This is a genomic window from Streptomyces sp. NPDC055815, from assembly GCF_053616475.1.
Genome location: NZ_JBSHDU010000128.1, coordinates 1 through 15681, shown reverse-complemented (window position 1 = coordinate 15681; position 15681 = coordinate 1). Strand labels below are relative to the sequence as shown.

Sequence of the window (15681 nt, the reverse complement as noted above, 5' to 3'; positions counted from 1 at the left end):
GGCGGCGGGCTTCGCGGCGGCCGGCGCGGGGGCCGCGGCCGGCTTCACGGGAGCCGGGGCCGCGGCCGGGGCGGGCGCGGGAGCCGGAACGGCCGCCGGAGCCGAAGGCGCGGCCTGTGCGGGGCCCGCCTGCGGCGCGACGGGCGCGCTCTGAGTGGTGGCGGCCGGGGCGGCCGGGGTCTCCGACGCTCCGGGCTTGTAGTCGGCGAAGAAGTCCCACCAGGCACGATCGACCGAATTCGGGTCCTGGAGGTACTGCTGGTAGATCTCGTCGACGAGCCACTCATTGGCACCGAAGGCGGCTGCGGGGCTCACGCCCTGCCCGTCTTGGTGGGCCGGGGAGCTCGGGGTACTGGGGGACTGAGACGACACGGCGGCAACCGCCCTCTTCCGCTTCGCAAGGTGATGGACAGCGGAAATAAAGGCTACGCCTGTCCGGCCGAGAGGTGCAGGCCAGGCACTCCAACGTTGCGCAAGTCACACTTGACAGCGTGTTTCGATGCCATGAATGGCGGGAAACAAGCGTGGTTCCGCATGTGTGAGGGTACGGAAAAGCGCGAGCACGGCCAGGTTCGGCCGCACCCCCGATCACGTCCTGCTCACGGAGACGCAGGTGTGCTCACGTTGACGCAGGTCCCGCTCACGTACACGCAGAACGTGCGCTTCCGGTTCGAACCCTACGTCAATCCCGCAGGGGAAGGCTGCCCGGAAGAGTGACTCTGATGCGGCATCCACGTGACGATTCGGCCACTCCGATCCCGCCGCCGTGCAGATCCACCGCCCAGCGGGCGATCGCGAGCCCGAGGCCGGTGCCGCCGTCGCTGCCCGGACCCTGCCGGTCCGGGGTCGAGCCCCGGTTGAACCGCTCGAAGACCTTGTGCCGCTCCGACTCCGGAATGCCGGGACCCTCGTCCTCGACCTCCAGCTCCAGCGAGTCCGGATACGGGCCGCGCCGGGCCCGGACCGTGACCCGGCCGTGCGGCGGGGAGTGCTTCACCGCGTTGTCGATCAGGTTCGCCATCACCTGGTGCAGCCGCTCCGCGTCCGCGTGCGCGACCAGCTCCGGCGGCGACACGTCCAGGTGCAGATGCACGTCCGTACGCCGGTGCAGGCCCGAGGTGGACGACAGGCCCCGCTGGGACGCCGCCAGGTTCGCCTCCCGCAGCACCCCCGACAGATACGGCCAGACCTCGAAACGGCTCGCCCGCAGCGTGACGACACCGTTGTCAAGACGTGACAGATCCAGCAGCGTCTCCACCAGCCGGCCGAGCCGCTCGGTCTGCTTCAGCGCCGAGCGCATCGTCTCCGGATCGGCCTCGGACACCCCGTCCACGACGTTCTCCAGGACGGCCCGCAGCGCCGCGATCGGCGTGCGCAGCTCGTGCGAGACATTCGCCACCAGCTCCTTGCGGTGCCGGTCGACGGCCTCCAGATCGTCCGCCATGCGGTTGATCGTCGACGCGAGGTCGCCCAGCTCGTCCCGCCGGTCCGCGCCCCGCACCCGCCGGCTGAAGTCGCCGCGCGAGATCGACCCCGCCACCGTGTTCATCTCGTCGAGCGGCGCCGTCAGGGACTGCGCCACGAACTGGGTGATCAGCAGGGTCGCGATCATCGCGAAGATCGTGATGTACCGGAACTCCGTGGACGTGCGGATCGCGACCAGGGCCAGGCAGGAGGTCAGCAGGACCGCCCCCACGACGAGGGCGCCCAGCTTGGTCTTGATCGAGATCACGATCCGACGGGGCCCGTGCGGTCCCCGTCCCCCCTGCGCCCTCCCGGGCCCCGGCCGGCTCACGGCGCCGGGGTCTCCAGCGCGTAACCGACGCCGTGGACCGTACGGATCCGCTCGGCCCCGATCTTCCGGCGCAGCGCCTTGATGTGGCTGTCCACGGTCCGGGTGCCCGAGGCGTCCGCCCAGTCCCACACCTCCGCGAGCAGCTGCTCGCGGGAGAGGACCGCCCGCGGGGTGCTCGCCAGGCAGACCAGCAGGTCGAACTCGGTCGGGGTCAGGTGCACGTCCTCCGCGCGGACCCGGACCCGGCGCTGCGCGTGGTCGATCTCCAGCTCGCCCAGGCGCAGGATCCCGCTGCGCGGCGTGACCGCCGCGAGCGCGGCCCGCTCCACCCGGCGCAGCAGCACGTGCACCCGGGCGGCCAGCTCGCGCATCGAGAACGGCTTCGTCATGTAGTCGTCCGCGCCGACGCCGAGGCCGACCAGCATGTCGGTCTCGTCGTCGCGGGCGGTCAGCATGAGGACCGGGACGGGGCGCTGGGCCTGCACCCTGCGGCACACCTCCAGGCCGTCGAAACCGGGCAGCATCACGTCCAGGACCATCAGGTCCGGCTGCCAGGCCTCGGCCGCGTCCACGGCCGCGGGACCGTCGGTCGCGGTCTGGACGAGGAAGCCCTCGGCGCGCAGCCGCGCGGAGATCGCCTCCACGATCGTGGCGTCGTCCTCGACCACCAGGACGCGCCGCTGGGCCCCCGGAGTGGCCGCCGCACCGTGGTGAGTGGTGTGTGTCTGCTCCATTGCCCCGCCTCGCGTCGCTGATGTCGGTGCAGCAGCCTAGAGGTACCGACGGCGTCCCGGCTATCCAGGAGTTATCCGGGACGGACGGCGAGGTGGACCACGTCGGGGACGCCCCGGGCAACGGGGATCTCTTCCGTCCGTACCCCGCTGAATCCGGCATTCCGCAACGACTCTTCGAAATCGCCGGAGGGCTGCGCGGACCACACGGCGAGGATCCCGCCGGGGCTCAGCCGGGCCGCGCAGGCCGCCAAACCCTCGGCCGAGTACAGGGATTCGTTGTCCTCGGTGACCGTCCAGTCGGGGCCGTTGTCGATGTCGAGACAGAGGGCGTCGTAGGTGTCCGTGGTGGTGCGGAGATAGGCCACGAGGTCCGTGTGCAGGATCACGGTCCGCGGATCGGCGAGCGCGCTCCCGGAGATCGCGGCGAGGGGCCCCTTCCGGTGCCAGTCGATGATCGCCTCCTCACGCTCCGCGACCGCGATGCGGCCCCAGCGGGCGTCGACGGCGGCGTGGGCGAGGGAGAAGCCGACGCCGAGTCCGCCGACGAGGACGGAGGCGCCGGCACGGCTCCGCTCGGGGAGGGCGGCCATCGCCGCGTCGATCAGGAGCCGCTCGGAGCGCCCGTCGGAGGTGTCCATCAGGAAGGTGCCGTTGGCGATGATCTCGTAGTGCTCGGCACGGCGGCGGAGGACAACTTCTCCGTACGGCCCTTCACGGCGGTCGAGGATGACGGGGCTGGTCATGATCACTCCGTTGCTCGTGTGCGTACGGTCGGTCCCGGCCATCCTCGTGCGGCGGCGACGGCCGGGACAAACACTTAACGAGCCTTACGGGCGCGGGGCTTCGCGCTCCACGTACCGCTCGATCGCCCGCAGCTCACGGCGGGCGCCGACCGGGGTGCCGTAGGTGCGGTCCCAGGTGACCGGGGCGACCGTGACGTGGCCCTTGTCGAGCAGCCAGGTGGAGTCGGCGTCCTTCCGGCCCTCGGCGCACTCGCCCTCGCCGGTGCCGTCCACCGGGCAGAGGCCGAGGGCGATGTCGAAGGAGTCGCCGCCGCCGCGCTGCTCGAAGGCGTGGTAGACGACGGCGCCGTCCCCGACGCGCGTCCAGACCGGGGCCCCGGCCCGCTGCCCCGCGCTGACGTCGGGGTAGTCGACCTTGAGGGCGAACGCGGGGGTGAGCAGGTCGCGCTGGATCAGTCCGGCGACGAAGCGGGCCCCGAACTCGGCGTTGGCGCGGTAGTTGACCCGGGGGAAGGCGGTGTTCGTCTCGTCGCCGGAGGAGGAGAAGGCGATCGCGGGGACGTTCTGGTCGATCGCGGCGACGGCGGCGCCGACGGTGCCGGAGTCGTTCACGCTCGCGGAGACGTTGGGGCCGGAGTTGATGCCGGTGAGGACGAGGTCGGGGGCCTCGGCCCAGCCCGCCTTGGCTTTGAGGCCCGCGCGGAGGGCGAGCTTGACGGTGTCGGCGGGGGTGGCGGACGGCGAGTCCTTGGTACAGGGGCCGTCGGCGAGGCAGACGCCGTAGACGGCGCCTCCGGAGGGTGCCTCGGCGCAGTCGTTCTCGTAGCCGGCGGGCAGGGCCGTGCGGCGCTGGGCGGTGAGCACGCCGCCGTTGGTGACGGCCGTGCCCTTGCCGGACTGGACCTGCCACGGCGCCATGACGACGACGTCGGCCCCGGCGGCGCACATCGCCCGGCGGAGCTCGTACAGGCCGAGACCGTCGGAGTTGCTCGCCTTCGCCGCCTGCATCGAGTCGTCGTTGGAGATCAGGATCCGCATCCCGGCGAGGGGGCGGGGCTGTGCCTTCGCGGTGCTGTCGGGAGTGGTGGCGTAGGCGGTGGCTCCGGCGGCGGCGAGGACGGCGGCTGCCGCGGACAGCGCGAGGTACGTGCGCATGCGTACGGTCCCTTCATGAGCATGACATGCGGGTAGCGGGAGAGGATCCGGGGCCCGGCCCCCCACGGGCGGGCCCCGGATCGTGCGCGGGGTCGTCAGATGCCCCGCGGTCTGTGGGTGGATTTCGGATCCAATAGACGAATCATGGATATTGGATCCGAAATCCGAATATTGGATCCAGGAGGTTGGATCCAGGAGGTTGGATCCGGAGGTTGGACCCCGGGCGTTGGACCCCGGAGGTTGGATCCCGGGCGTTGGGCCCCGGAGGTTGGATCGCGGAGGTTAGATCTGGAGGTTGGACCCCGGGCGTTGGACCCCGGAGAGTGGATCCCGGACGTTGGATCCCGGGCGTTGGATCCCGGGCGTTGGACCGCGGAGGTTGGATCCGGAGGTTGGATCCTGGATCAGATCTCCAGGCCGTGGCCGTGCGGGAACACCGGGTCCACCGTGTCGTTCGGCACGTCCGGCCGGGACGCCTCCACCGCCGCCATCGAGCGCGGCAGCTCGAACGGCAGCTTTCCCTCCGCCTTCGCGTGGCCGAAGGCCACGTCGAGGAGGGCGTCGTCGCTCGCGCCGTAGTCGGCGATCAGTGCCGCCGCGTGCTCGGCGATCTCCGGCAGGACGGCTGGCCGCTCCAGGTTCACGGAGACCACCGTGGGGACGGTCCGCAGGAGGGTGAGGATGGCGTCCAGCTCCTCCTGGCCGAAGGCGAGGCTGCCGGAGTGGAAGAAGGACTCGAACCGGTTCGGCCGCTGCTCGTACGGGGTGTGGAGCCGCAGCACCGCGAGGTCGGCGTCGGCCGGGTCGGCGACGACCTCGCCGTAGGCCGCCGCGACGGCCGGGTCGACGTTCTGCACGTACAGGCTCGGGCGCCCCGAGAGGGGGAGCGGGCCGTCGGTGAGCACGGTGAGTGAGCGGCGCTGGGCGGCGGCGCCCGCGGCCGTGAAGTCGGCGCGGCCGACCGTCTCGGCGGCCTCGTCGGGGTCGACGTACCGGCGCTCGTCGAAGAGCCCGAGCAGGAACTTCTCCCGCAGCAGCCGTCGTACGGAGGCGTCGATCCGCGCCTCGGGGATCCGGCCCGTGGCGACGAGTTCCACGATCACCTCGGGGCACTCCTCGCCGCCGAACTGGTCCACGCCCGCGTCCAGCGCCTTCGCGGCCCGCTCGGCCACGCTCAGGTGCTCGACGCCCCAGGCGCGGGCCACGTGCGTCTCGCCGAAGATCGGGTGGTCCCGGAGCAGGCCCCAGTCGGTGCAGACGATGCCGGTGAAGCCGAGTTCCTCGCGGAGCAGGCCCGTGATGACACCCTTGTTGAAGCCGAAGCCGACCTCCTCCCAGTCGGTGCCGATCGGCTGGCCGTAGTACGGCATCATCTGCGAGCAGCCGGCGGCGATCGCGGCCTTGAACGGCTCCAGGTGGTGCTCGCGCATCCCGCCCGGGTACACCTGCTCCTTGCCGTGCGGGAAGTGCGGGTCCTCGCCGTCCTTCTGCGGGCCGCCGCCGGGGAAGTGCTTGACCATCGCGGCGACCGAGTCCGGACCGAGCTCGGGCCCCTGGAGCCCGTGCACGTACGCCTGGACCAGCTCGCCCGTCAGCTTGGCGTCGGAGCCGAAGGTGCCGGACTGGCGGGCCCAGCGGGGTTCGGTCGCGAGGTCGATCTGCGGGTGGAGCGCGGTGCGGAAGCCGACGGAGAGGTACTCGCGGCGGACGGTGTCGGCGAAGCGGAAGACCAGCTCCGGGTCGCCGATCGCGGCGAGGCCGAGGGCCTCGGGCCAGGCGGAGAAGGCGCCGGCGTTGAAGGAGGCGCCGATGTTGTCGGTGAAGGCGTGGCGGGGGTCGGTCGAGAGGGAGACGGGGATGCCGAGCCGGGTGCTCGCGGCCATCTCCTGGATCGCGTTGTGCCAGAGGGCCATCTCGCGGGCGCCGTAGGTGCCGAGCAGGTTGAAGTGGGTCAGCTGCCGGTCCTGGACGAGCTGCGGGGTGGTGAGCTCCAGGGTGTCGCCGTCGGTCTCGGTCATCGGGGTGCCGTCGGCGTTCATCATCAGCATCGTGTGGAAGAGCTGTCCGGCCTTCTCCTCCAGGGTCATGCGGGAGAGGAGGTCCTCGACGCGCTCGTCGACGGGGCGGGCGCGGTCCTGGTACGGGTGCATGGCTGGCTCCGGGGCTACTCGACCGAGGGCGCGGGGGAGGGCCCCGCCGGTCACGGGCCGACGGCGTGCCGGCCTCTGGCGCCCTCAGGCTAAGCGTGAAAACCGAGTGCCTACTAGGTTTCGTGTTTGTGACCTGGATCACGGGGCGAGGGTGCGCATTTCGGGCCCGGTTAAGGTGGCCGCATGGCGGAGAACACGGGCCGGACGACCCGCAGGAGCGCGGGCAGGGGCAGCTACGCGGTCGGTGACGCGCGCCGCCGGAAGATCCTCGACACCGCCGTCGACCACTTCGGGCAGTGGGGCTTCCACGCCTCCTCCCTCGCCCGGATCGCCCACGACTGCGGGATCACCCAGGGCGGCCTGCTCCACCACTTCCGCAGCAAGGAGGACCTTCTCCTCTCCGTCCTCGCGCAGAGCGAACAGCACGACGTGGAGCGCCTGTTCGGCGTCGAGCCCGAGTCGTACGCCGCCTATCTGGAGACCCTCGTCGCCCTCATCGAGGAGAACACCCGGCGCCCCGGCATCGTCCGGATGTTCAACGTCCTGGTGGGCGAGTCCGGGAACGTCGGACACCCCGCCCACGAGTACTTCAAGGAGCGCTACGCGCGCGTGCTCCGGCACACCGTCGAACTCCTGGAGGCAGCGGTGGCGTCCGGTGAACTCCGCGCCGACATCGACTGCCCGGCCGTCGCCCAGGAACACCTCGCCGTTATGGACGGCCTCCAGATCCAGTGGGCCCTCGACCCGTCCTCGATGGACATGCCGGCCCGGGTGGGCGCGTACCTCCGGCGCCGGTACGCGGAGATCGCGGCGCCTCAAGGGTGACGGGACCGCCCCGCCTCACGGGCGAGGGCCTTCACCCGTCGTTCCGTGGGCGCCGCGCGCCCCGCCACACGTACAGCGCGGCACCGGCCGCGAAGGCGGCCACCGCGACCGTCCACGCCCCGCGCTCCGGGCCGGGCTGCATCGCCCACGCCCACCAGACCGCCGTACCGCCCGGCACGGCAGGGGCCGCCAGAGCGACCGCGGCGAGGTAGAGCGTGGGCGGGAACCAGCTCAGCCGTGCGCCGACCAGCGCGGCGCCGCCCGCCGCCACGCCCACCAGGCCAAGGGTGTTGCGTACGGCGGCGGGCGCGCCGAACTCCTCCGGGTGCCCCGGCACCGCGAGCGCGAGCAGGACGCCGGCGAGCGCCGTCGCGGCCAGGAGCTGGGTCAGCCGGCGGGGCCACCACGCGCGTACCGCCGTACGGTCCAGCTCGTCGCTCGGCGTGTACAGACCGGTGCCGACCACGGCCGCAGCGAGCAGCGGGCCGAGGGCCACGACCGGCAGCCGCACCGAGGGTTCGGTCCCCGGCAACGACATCAGCCACCGGGCAGCCGCGCCGGCGGCCAGCGCCGTCCCGACGAGGACGGCGAGGGCGCCGGGCAGGGCACGGGAGCGGGTGTAGAGCCTCAGACCGCTCACGGGATCGGCACCTCGTCCGGGTGGCAGGGGTTCGCCGCCAGGTAGCGGGTCAGATAGTCGCGCTGGGCGGCGGGGGACTTGGCGTTCAGCCGGTCGATGTACGGCTGCGTGCCGGCGACGTCGGGCCCGAATCCGTCCGGAGCGGGGGCCAGCCATGCGATGACCGCGGCGTTGACGGTCATCGTCCGCTCGGCGTCCGGGCCCGTGAGGTCGCCGGGACGGCACGTGTCCGAGAAGAGCTGCATCACGGCGAAGTTCCGGTACAGGTCCGCGCGTTCGATGCGCCCCCGCACGGCGTCCGCCGCGGGATCCAGCAGTTCCACGTCGCCGGGGCGGGGGTCGAGGGGACCGGCCGCCCAGCGGGCCGGCGCGCCCGGCAGGCCCCTGAGGCGCGCGTTCAGCGGGGCGAGGGCCTCCGACACGGCCGGAAGCAGTTTCCCGTCGAGGGCCGTCACGCACACGCGTGGAGTGCCGCCGTCGCAGACCGGGCGGGTCAGGGCCGGATCGGGGCGCCACGGGCCCCGGTCCGACGGCAGCCGCAGGATCAGCCCCGCGGCGGCGACCGCGACGGCCAGCGGGACCAGCGCCAGCGCCCGCAGGCGGGCCGTGTGTGCCCCGTACGCGAGGAGCGCGGCGAGGGCGAGTCCCGCCGTCCACCCCACCGACACCGGCCCGAACCACCACACCGTCCGGTCCCAGGGGTACTGGTACTCGACGGCCGGGCTCAGCCAGCGGGCCGCCGCCCCTGTGTAGGTACCGATGGCGAGGCCCACGTACCCGACGATGCCCAGGAGCGGGGCCGTCAGCCGCCACGGGACGAGCCGCCCGGCGAGATGGCCAAGCACGCCGAGGCAGGCGACGGCGACCGCGTCGGCGGCGAGGAGTTCGAGGAAGGGGCGGCCGGCGGAGACGTACGGCCGGGTCGCGAGGAGGCACACGGCGTCGGCGAGCAGCACCCCGGCGACGGGCCACAGCGCGGACGGGGCGACCGAGACCAGGAGCCGGCGCAGCGGGGAACGGGAGACGGACTCCCACAGCTCCGTCGTGCCACGGCGCCGGTCACGGCCGCCCTGCCAGCCGCCCGCCGCGAGGGCGAGGGGCCCGCCGAGCAGCCCGACGGCCACGTGCAGCAGTCCCGTCACGTCGGTCCAACGGGTCTGCCATTGAGGGGCCTTGCCGTACATCGCCACCAGTACGGTGAGCGCCACGGCGGCGCCCGTCCACGGCCCGAGGCCGCGTCGCAGCTCGGTCCGGAGCGGGGAGACGGTCCGTACGCGCGCGGGTGTGTCCGTACGGGGCGGGGTGAGGGTGCCGGTCACGGGCGCGGGTCCTTTCCGCGGGCGGGCGTTGCCGAGGTCGTGGTCATCGCAGCGGCTCCCTCTGTCGGCCCTCGGGGCTCCGGTGGGCGCGCAGTGCGGCGGTGTAGCCGCGTTCCACCGGGCTCGTCGTGGCATCGTCCGGGCCGGCCGACTCGCCGCCGAGCGCGGCGAGTTCCGCCGTCGTGCCCTGGAAGGCGAGCCGTCCCGCCTCGATGAGGGCGACATCGGTGCAGGCCGCCGCCACGTCCTCGACGAGATGGGTCGAGACCACCACCGTCGCGCGCGTACCGAGCTCCCGCAGCAGCTCCCGGAAGTCGACGCGCTGCTCCGGGTCGAGTCCGGCGGTCGGCTCGTCGAGGAGCAGCAGCTCCGGCTCGTTGACGATCGCCTGCGCGATCCCCGCGCGCCGCACCATCCCGCCCGACAGCGTCTTCATGCGCGCGTCGATCCTGTCCCCGAGCCCGACCCGGCTCACCGCCCGCTCCACGGCGGCCGGGACGCGGTCGGCCGGCAGCTCCTTGAGCCAGGCCACGTACGCGACGAACTCCCGCACCGTGAACGCCGGGTAGTAGCCGAACTCCTGCGGCAGATAGCCGAGCCGGCGCCGGATCGCGGTGCGCTCGCCGTGGCCGGCGGAGTCCGCTCCGAGCAGCTCCACCCGGCCGGCGGAGGGCGCGGAGACGGTCGCGAGGACCCGGATGAGGGAGGTCTTCCCGGCGCCGTTCGGGCCGAGCAGGCCGTGCACGCCCGGCCCGAGGGAGAGGTCGAGGTCGTCGAGCGCGACGGTACGGCGGTGGCGGACGGTCAGTCCGGTCACCGCGACGGTGGCCGAGGGGTTCACCGGGTCTCCAGGTGGTCGAAGGAACGGCGCCGCAGCGCGAGGAGGGCGGCGCAGACGAGGGCGGCGGCGGCCCAGGCCCCCTGGACCGCGGTACCGGCGAAGTACCGGGCGACCCCGGCCGCCCCCGCGGGCCCGAGGAGGGGGCCGGCCACGGCGAGCAGCCAGCCGCCGCCGAGCGTCGCGGCCGCCGCCCGGCAGCCGACGAACGAGCCGAGCGCGAGCGCGGCCAGGGTCAGCGCCAGGCCGGGAAGGAGCCAGGCCGCCGCCCCGGGGAACCCGGCCACCGGGGGCAGCAGCGCCCCGCCGGCGGTCAGCAGGGGGACGCAGACGGCGAGGACGGCGGCCGTACGGGTGAGCAGGAGGCGCAGACCGCCCGACGGGGTGGAGGCGGTGAGCTCGTACAGCGGGTCGGCGTGCCGTCCGTACGAGACGGCCACCCCGGCGAGCGGCAGGAGGGGCGAGACGGCGAGCAGCCAGCTCCGGGCGCCCCGGAACCCGGCCCCGTGGGCGAGCGCGAACGCCCCGCCGAGCACGAGCGCCACGGCCACCACCCAGGACCCCCGCAACGCGGGCCCGGCGGCCCACCAGATCCGCGCCCACCGGCCGACGGCAGGCGGGCCCGCCCCGGACGGATCGGCACGCCCGCGCGTGGAGGCCGTTTCCGGTGCGTGGCCCAGGGACTCCAGGAGTTCCGCGCGTACGGACGCCAGGGCCGGGCCCGCGCTCCCCGCACGGACCGCCGCCGAGACGCGCGAGGCGCACGGGCCGCAGGACTCGACGTGCTTCTCCAGGGACCAGGCGTCCGTCTCGGGGGCCGCGCCCGATGCGTACCGGCGGGCCAGGGTGTCGGTGACGTGCCAGGGGGCCGTCATGCGGTGCCTCCCAGGGGGTGCGGGCCGAGCGCGGCGCGGAGTTCGCGGCGGGCGCGCAGGGCGCGGGTCTTGACGGTGCCCTCGGGTATGCCGAGCAGCCGGGCCGTCTCGCGGGTGGTCAGGCCGTCGACGACGGTGGCCCGCAGGACCTCGGCGAGTTCGGGCGAGATCCGGTCGAGGGCGGCGCCGACCTCCCCGTACTCCAGGCCCGCGAGCACCCGGTCCTCGGCGGAGGGCGCGGGGGCGGGCGGTTCGGCGGGCCGGGTGGCGGCGCGTTCCGCCCGGGCGCCGGCCCGGAGCGCGTCCACCAGGCGCCGGGCGGCGATCACCCAGAGCCAGCCGCCCGCCTCGCCCCGGCCCCGGTGGCCGCCGGCCGAGCGCCAGACCGTGACGAAGGTGTCCTGCAGGACCTCCCGTACGGTCTCCTCGTCCGGGCAGCGCCGGGCCAGCCGGGCGTACAGCCAGCCGGCGTGCCGGTCGTAGAGCACGGCCAGCGCCTCGGCGTCCCCCCGGGCGACCGCGCGCAGCAGCGCCGCGTCGTCGTCCTCGTCGCCCCCGGAGGGGCCTCCCCCTGCGGGGCGCAACAGTCTCACGCCCTCTCTATCGCCCGGAGGCCCTCACCCGGTTCACGGGTTCGTCGGCGGCCCGCCCTCCGGGAGGGCGGCGAAGACGCGCTGGAGGGCGGGCGGGCGCTCGTGGTCGTCCGCGACGACCAGGCGGTGGCGGTAGGTCACGTAGTACTGGAAGCCGTCCGGGATCGGGCTGCCCGTCGGGCGCTCCGGGACCAGGGCGAACGCCGGGTCCTCCAGGGCCGCCCGCAGTTCGGCCGCCTCGGCGGGGGTCTGCTTCCCGGTCCGGGGCGGCTTCGTGCCGGAGCGGCTGGTCCAGCTGCCGTCGTAGTGGACGACGAGCTGGTTGCGGACGCCGGCGAGGCCACCGTTGACGACCACCTCGACGAGGACCTCGCTCGGCTGCGGGTCCGCCGCCGGTGTGCCGGGCTCCGTCGTCGGGCTCGGCGCGGCCGGCGCGCTCACGCTCGACGACGTGCTGCCGGGGGCGGGCGGCACCTCGGGGCCGCAGCCGCTCACGCCGCCGGCCAGGACCCCGGCGAGCAGCAGGGCCCCGCACCACGTCCACCGTCCCCGTACGCCTCGCACCATGGGTCGAGCATGCCCCGTCCGGGGGCCCGCGCGCAGCCGGACGGGGAGGATTCCCCCGTCAGCCGCCCTCGGTCTCGTCAGCCGCCCAGCCGCCCTCGGTCTCGCCAGCCGCCCTCGGTCTCGTCAGCCCCCTCGGTCTCGTGAGTCCCCCTCGGTCTCGTCAGTCCCCCTCGGGTCCCGTCCGGACGATTCCGGTCAGCGGCCCCCGGTAGCGCCAGTCCAGCGAGTCGTACAGCGCGAGGCCGTCCGTGGTCGCGGAGAGCACCCCGGTCTCGGAGCCCGCCTGGGCGGCGGCGGCCTCCAGGGTGCGCATGACGTTCGCGCCGAGGCCCCGGCGCCGGTGTGCGGGATCGGTCTCGATCTGGTCGGCGACGGCGGTGGAGCCGGTCGGGGCGATCTGGCCGCGGGCGGCGAGGGTGCCGTCCGGGGCGAGGATCCGGACCCGGATGACCCCGCCCTCGACCTCGGTGGTCCTGGCGTACCCCTCGGGCGGCGCGGGGCGGGCGCCGGGGTCCAGCGGCTTGATCATCATGAAGCCCGGGTCGTCGGGGACCGTCCACCCCTCGGTGATCCACGGCGCCACCTCCTCGGGGCCCGCCATCACCTTGAGCCAGCTGTACGGCGCGGTCAGCCGGGCACAGAGCGCGCCGACGGAGGCCGCGTCGGGGGCGGGCAGCACGTGCCGTACGACGTGCCGGGGCAGGCCGACGTCGATCCGGTAGCCCCAGGGCTGGGGGACGGCGGACGGGGTGCCCCGGGAGACGGTCCAGCCCGCCACCCAGGCATCGGTAATAGCTGCCATATCCATGCAGGCATTACATCGGTTCCACGCGGGCGCGTGCGAGAGTGATCGCTCAGAGCGAACGAACGTCCGGGAACATCCCCGAGCTCACAAGCATTGAGTGCGTATAGCTCAACTTGACTGCCGAAGGGGAGATCATGGCTTCTGAGTCCATGGCGTCCGTGCCGCTCACTCTGCCTGTGCTGCCGCTCGACGACGAGGTCGTGCTGCCCGGAATGGTGGTGCCGCTGGACCTGTCCGACACCGACGTACGGGCCGCCGTCGAGGCCGCCCAGGCCGCAGCCCGCACCGGAGCCGGCAAGCCCCGCGTGCTCCTCGTGCCGCGGGTCGACGGAACGTACGCCGGCACCGGCGTCCTGGGCATCGTCGAGCAGGTCGGGCGCCTGTCCGACGGCGATCCCGGCGCCCTCATCCGCGGCCTCGGCCGCGTCCGCATCGGCGCCGGAACCACCGGCCCCGGCGCCGCCCTGTGGGTCGAGGGCAGCACCGTCGAGGAGACCCTGCCCGACCCGCTGCCCGGCTCCGTGACCGAACTGGTCAAGGAGTACAAGGCGCTGGCCACCAGCTGGCTCAAGAAGCGCGGCGCCTGGCAGGTCGTCGACCGCGTCCAGCAGATCGACGGCGTCGGCGCCCTCGCCGACAACTCCGGCTACTCGCCCTTCCTCAGCGTCGAGCAGAAGGTCGAACTCCTGGAGACCGCCGACCCGGTCGCCCGCCTCAAGCTCGCCACCGCCCAGCTCCGCGAGCACCTCGCCGAGCAGGACGTCGCCGAGACCATCGCCAAGGACGTCCAGGAGGGCGTCGACAAGCAGCAGCGCGAGTTCCTGCTCCGCCGCCAGCTCGAAGCCGTCCGCAAGGAGCTCCGCGACCTCAACGGCGAGGCCGAGGGCGACGAGTCCGACGACTACCGCGCCCGCGTGGAGGCCGCCGACCTGCCCGAGAAGGTGCGGGAGGCCGCCCTCAAGGAGGTCGAGAAGCTGGAGCGGTCCAGCGACCAGTCCCCCGAGGGCTCCTGGATCCGCACCTGGCTCGACACCATCCTCGAACTGCCCTGGAACGAGCGGACCGAGGACCGTTACGACATCCGCGGTGCCCGAGCCGTCCTCGACGCCGAGCACGCAGGCCTCGACGACGTGAAGGAACGGATCACCGAGTACCTGGCGGTGCGCAAGCGGCGCTCCGACCGCGGCCTCGGTGTGGTCGGCGGCCGCCGCGGCGGTGCCGTCCTCGCCCTCGTCGGCCCGCCCGGCGTCGGCAAGACCTCCCTCGGCGAGTCCGTCGCCCACGCCATGGGCCGCCAGTTCGTCCGGGTCGCCCTCGGCGGCGTACGGGACGAGGCGGAGATCCGCGGTCACCGCAGGACGTACGTCGGCGCCCTGCCCGGCCGGATCGTCCGCGCCATCAAGGAGGCCGGGTCCATGAACCCGGTGGTCCTGCTCGACGAGATCGACAAGGTCGGCTCCGACTTCCGCGGCGACCCCGCGGCGGCGCTCCTCGAAGTCCTCGACCCCGCGCAGAACCACACCTTCCGCGACCACTACCTGGAGGTCGAACTCGACCTCTCCGACGTCGTCTTCCTGGCCACCGCCAACGTCCTCGAAGCCATCCCCGAGGCGCTCCTCGACCGCATGGAGCTGGTGCGCCTCGACGGCTACACGGAGGACGAGAAGGTCGTCATCGCCCGCGACCACCTGCTCCCGCGCCAGCTGGAGCGGGCCGGTCTGGAGACCGGCGAGGTCGTCCTGGAGGAGGCCGCGCTGCGGAAGCTGGCCGGCGAGTACACCCGCGAGGCCGGCGTCCGCACCCTGGAGCGGTCGATCGCCCGGCTGCTCCGGAAGGTCGCGGCCCAGCACGAACTGGGCGACCGCGAGCTGCCGCTCACCGTCGGCCCCGAGGACCTGCGGGAGCTCATCGGGCGGCCGCACCACGTGCCGGAGTCGGCCCAGGACCCGGCGGAGCGGCGGACGGCCGTGCCCGGTGTCGCCACCGGACTCGCCGTGACCGGCGCGGGCGGTGACGTCCTCTTCGTGGAGGCCTCCCTCGCCGACCCGGAGACGGGCGCCGCCGGCCTGACCCTCACCGGTCAGCTGGGCGACGTGATGAAGGAGTCGGCGCAGATCGCGCTCTCCTTCCTCCGCTCGCACGGCGCGGAGCTGGAACTGCCCGTCACCGGCCTCAAGGACCGTGGCGTGCACATCCACTTCCCGGCGGGCGCGGTGCCCAAGGACGGGCCGAGCGCGGGCGTCACCATGACGACCGCCCTCGCCTCCCTGCTGAGCGGCCGCCTCGTCCGTACGGACGTGGCCATGACCGGCGAGGTCTCCCTCACCGGCCGGGTGCTGCCGATCGGCGGCGTGAAGCAGAAGCTCCTCGCCGCGCACCGGGCGGGCATCACGACGGTCGTGATCCCCAAGCGGAACGAGGCCGACCTGGACGACGTCCCGGCCGAGATCCTGGAGAAGCTGGAGGTCCACCCGGTGACGGACGTCCGACAGGTCCTGGAGATCGCCCTGGCCCCGGCGGTGGTGCCGGTGGACGTGGCCGCGTAACTCCCCTTCCGCGGGAGCGGGGGGCCGGTCCCCGCCCCCCCCGCCCCCGCGCCGGGATATCGGTTCCCGGATGTGGGGGCGGGCGGGGCTGCGCGT

General features: G+C 73.8%; 15 protein-coding genes. 2 read left to right on the top strand and 13 right to left on the bottom strand.

Annotated elements, in window-relative coordinates; genetic code table 11:
* The 6 genes from ACWGN5_RS40320 to ACWGN5_RS40295 all read right to left on the bottom strand — a co-directional run.
* Window positions 1-315: 2-oxoglutarate dehydrogenase E1 subunit family protein (locus ACWGN5_RS40320; protein ID WP_453523539.1), on the bottom strand; the 315-nt coding region annotated here is incomplete at its 3' end.
* Between the two features lie 367 nt (window positions 316-682).
* Entirely contained in the window at window positions 683-1735 is a 1053-nt protein-coding gene (locus ACWGN5_RS40315; protein ID WP_453523541.1) for a HAMP domain-containing sensor histidine kinase, read from the bottom strand.
* A gap of 56 nt (window positions 1736-1791) precedes the next feature.
* Window positions 1792-2529: a response regulator transcription factor gene (locus ACWGN5_RS40310; protein ID WP_030688813.1), complete on the bottom strand. Its 738-nt coding sequence runs from the start codon at window positions 2527-2529 to the stop codon at window positions 1792-1794.
* A gap of 71 nt (window positions 2530-2600) precedes the next feature.
* Entirely contained in the window at window positions 2601-3272 is a 672-nt protein-coding gene (locus ACWGN5_RS40305; protein ID WP_453523537.1) for a spermidine synthase, read from the bottom strand.
* 84 nt (window positions 3273-3356) lie between these two features.
* The gene (gene surE / locus ACWGN5_RS40300) at window positions 3357-4427 is read right to left on the bottom strand and encodes a 5'/3'-nucleotidase SurE (protein WP_453523535.1); all 1071 of its coding nucleotides are present in this window, start codon (window positions 4425-4427) and stop codon (window positions 3357-3359) included.
* A gap of 404 nt (window positions 4428-4831) precedes the next feature.
* Window positions 4832-6577 (bottom strand): glycoside hydrolase family 3 protein, encoded by a 1746-nt coding sequence (locus ACWGN5_RS40295; protein ID WP_453523532.1) that lies wholly within the window; start codon window positions 6575-6577, stop codon window positions 4832-4834.
* Between the two features lie 183 nt (window positions 6578-6760).
* On the opposite strand from ACWGN5_RS40295, the gene ACWGN5_RS40290 reads away from it, so the two are divergent.
* On the top strand, window positions 6761-7402 hold the full coding sequence (locus tag ACWGN5_RS40290; protein WP_453523530.1) for a TetR/AcrR family transcriptional regulator: 642 nt from the start codon (window positions 6761-6763) through the stop codon (window positions 7400-7402).
* Window positions 7403-7433: 31 nt separating this feature from the next.
* Here ACWGN5_RS40290 and ACWGN5_RS40285 read toward each other — a convergent pair whose 3' ends face one another.
* From ACWGN5_RS40285 to ACWGN5_RS40255, 7 genes are all read right to left on the bottom strand, one after another.
* Window positions 7434-8042: a hypothetical protein gene (locus ACWGN5_RS40285; protein ID WP_453523527.1), complete on the bottom strand. Its 609-nt coding sequence runs from the start codon at window positions 8040-8042 to the stop codon at window positions 7434-7436.
* The gene (locus tag ACWGN5_RS40280; RefSeq protein WP_453523525.1) at window positions 8039-9361 is read right to left on the bottom strand and encodes a hypothetical protein; all 1323 of its coding nucleotides are present in this window, start codon (window positions 9359-9361) and stop codon (window positions 8039-8041) included. Before ACWGN5_RS40280 ends, ACWGN5_RS40285 begins: the two co-directional genes overlap by 4 nt.
* 43 nt (window positions 9362-9404) lie before the next feature.
* Window positions 9405-10202: an ABC transporter ATP-binding protein gene (locus ACWGN5_RS40275; protein ID WP_453523523.1), complete on the bottom strand. Its 798-nt coding sequence runs from the start codon at window positions 10200-10202 to the stop codon at window positions 9405-9407.
* Window positions 10199-11074: a zf-HC2 domain-containing protein gene (locus ACWGN5_RS40270; protein ID WP_453523520.1), complete on the bottom strand. Its 876-nt coding sequence runs from the start codon at window positions 11072-11074 to the stop codon at window positions 10199-10201. Before ACWGN5_RS40270 ends, ACWGN5_RS40275 begins: the two co-directional genes overlap by 4 nt.
* A complete protein-coding gene (locus ACWGN5_RS40265; protein ID WP_453523518.1) occupies window positions 11071-11667 on the bottom strand; it encodes an RNA polymerase sigma factor in 597 nt (198 codons plus the stop codon). The genes ACWGN5_RS40270 and ACWGN5_RS40265 overlap by 4 nt, the downstream gene beginning before the upstream one ends.
* Before the next feature lie 33 nt (window positions 11668-11700).
* On the bottom strand, window positions 11701-12234 hold the full coding sequence (locus tag ACWGN5_RS40260) for a hypothetical protein (RefSeq protein WP_453523515.1): 534 nt from the start codon (window positions 12232-12234) through the stop codon (window positions 11701-11703).
* A gap of 160 nt (window positions 12235-12394) precedes the next feature.
* Window positions 12395-13042 carry a GNAT family N-acetyltransferase gene (locus ACWGN5_RS40255; protein ID WP_453523513.1) on the bottom strand — a complete coding sequence of 216 codons (648 nt, stop codon included), beginning with the start codon at window positions 13040-13042 and terminating at the stop codon, window positions 12395-12397.
* A 131-nt stretch (window positions 13043-13173) separates the two neighbouring features.
* Here ACWGN5_RS40255 and lon point away from each other — a divergent pair, with 131 nt between their 5' ends.
* The gene (gene lon / locus ACWGN5_RS40250; RefSeq protein ID WP_453523510.1) at window positions 13174-15585 is read left to right on the top strand and encodes an endopeptidase La; all 2412 of its coding nucleotides are present in this window, start codon (window positions 13174-13176) and stop codon (window positions 15583-15585) included.
* Window positions 15586-15681: the final 96 nt, after the last annotated feature.

What these genes read in the sequence shown, in the direction of transcription:
- ACWGN5_RS40270 (WP_453523520.1), bottom strand. Translation starts at nt 11,074, where the DNA reads ATGACGGCCCCCTGGCACGTCACCGACACCCTGGCCCGCCGGTACGCA.
- ACWGN5_RS40305 (WP_453523537.1), bottom strand. Translation starts at nt 3,272, where the DNA reads ATGACCAGCCCCGTCATCCTCGACCGCCGTGAAGGGCCGTACGGAGAA.
- surE (WP_453523535.1), bottom strand. Translation starts at nt 4,427, where the DNA reads ATGCGCACGTACCTCGCGCTGTCCGCGGCAGCCGCCGTCCTCGCCGCC.
- ACWGN5_RS40310 (WP_030688813.1), bottom strand. Translation starts at nt 2,529, where the DNA reads ATGGAGCAGACACACACCACTCACCACGGTGCGGCGGCCACTCCGGGG.
- ACWGN5_RS40260 (WP_453523515.1), bottom strand. Translation starts at nt 12,234, where the DNA reads ATGGTGCGAGGCGTACGGGGACGGTGGACGTGGTGCGGGGCCCTGCTG.
- lon (WP_453523510.1), top strand. Translation starts at nt 13,174, where the DNA reads ATGGCTTCTGAGTCCATGGCGTCCGTGCCGCTCACTCTGCCTGTGCTG.
- ACWGN5_RS40295 (WP_453523532.1), bottom strand. Translation starts at nt 6,577, where the DNA reads ATGCACCCGTACCAGGACCGCGCCCGCCCCGTCGACGAGCGCGTCGAG.
- ACWGN5_RS40290 (WP_453523530.1), top strand. Translation starts at nt 6,761, where the DNA reads ATGGCGGAGAACACGGGCCGGACGACCCGCAGGAGCGCGGGCAGGGGC.
- ACWGN5_RS40255 (WP_453523513.1), bottom strand. Translation starts at nt 13,042, where the DNA reads ATGGATATGGCAGCTATTACCGATGCCTGGGTGGCGGGCTGGACCGTC.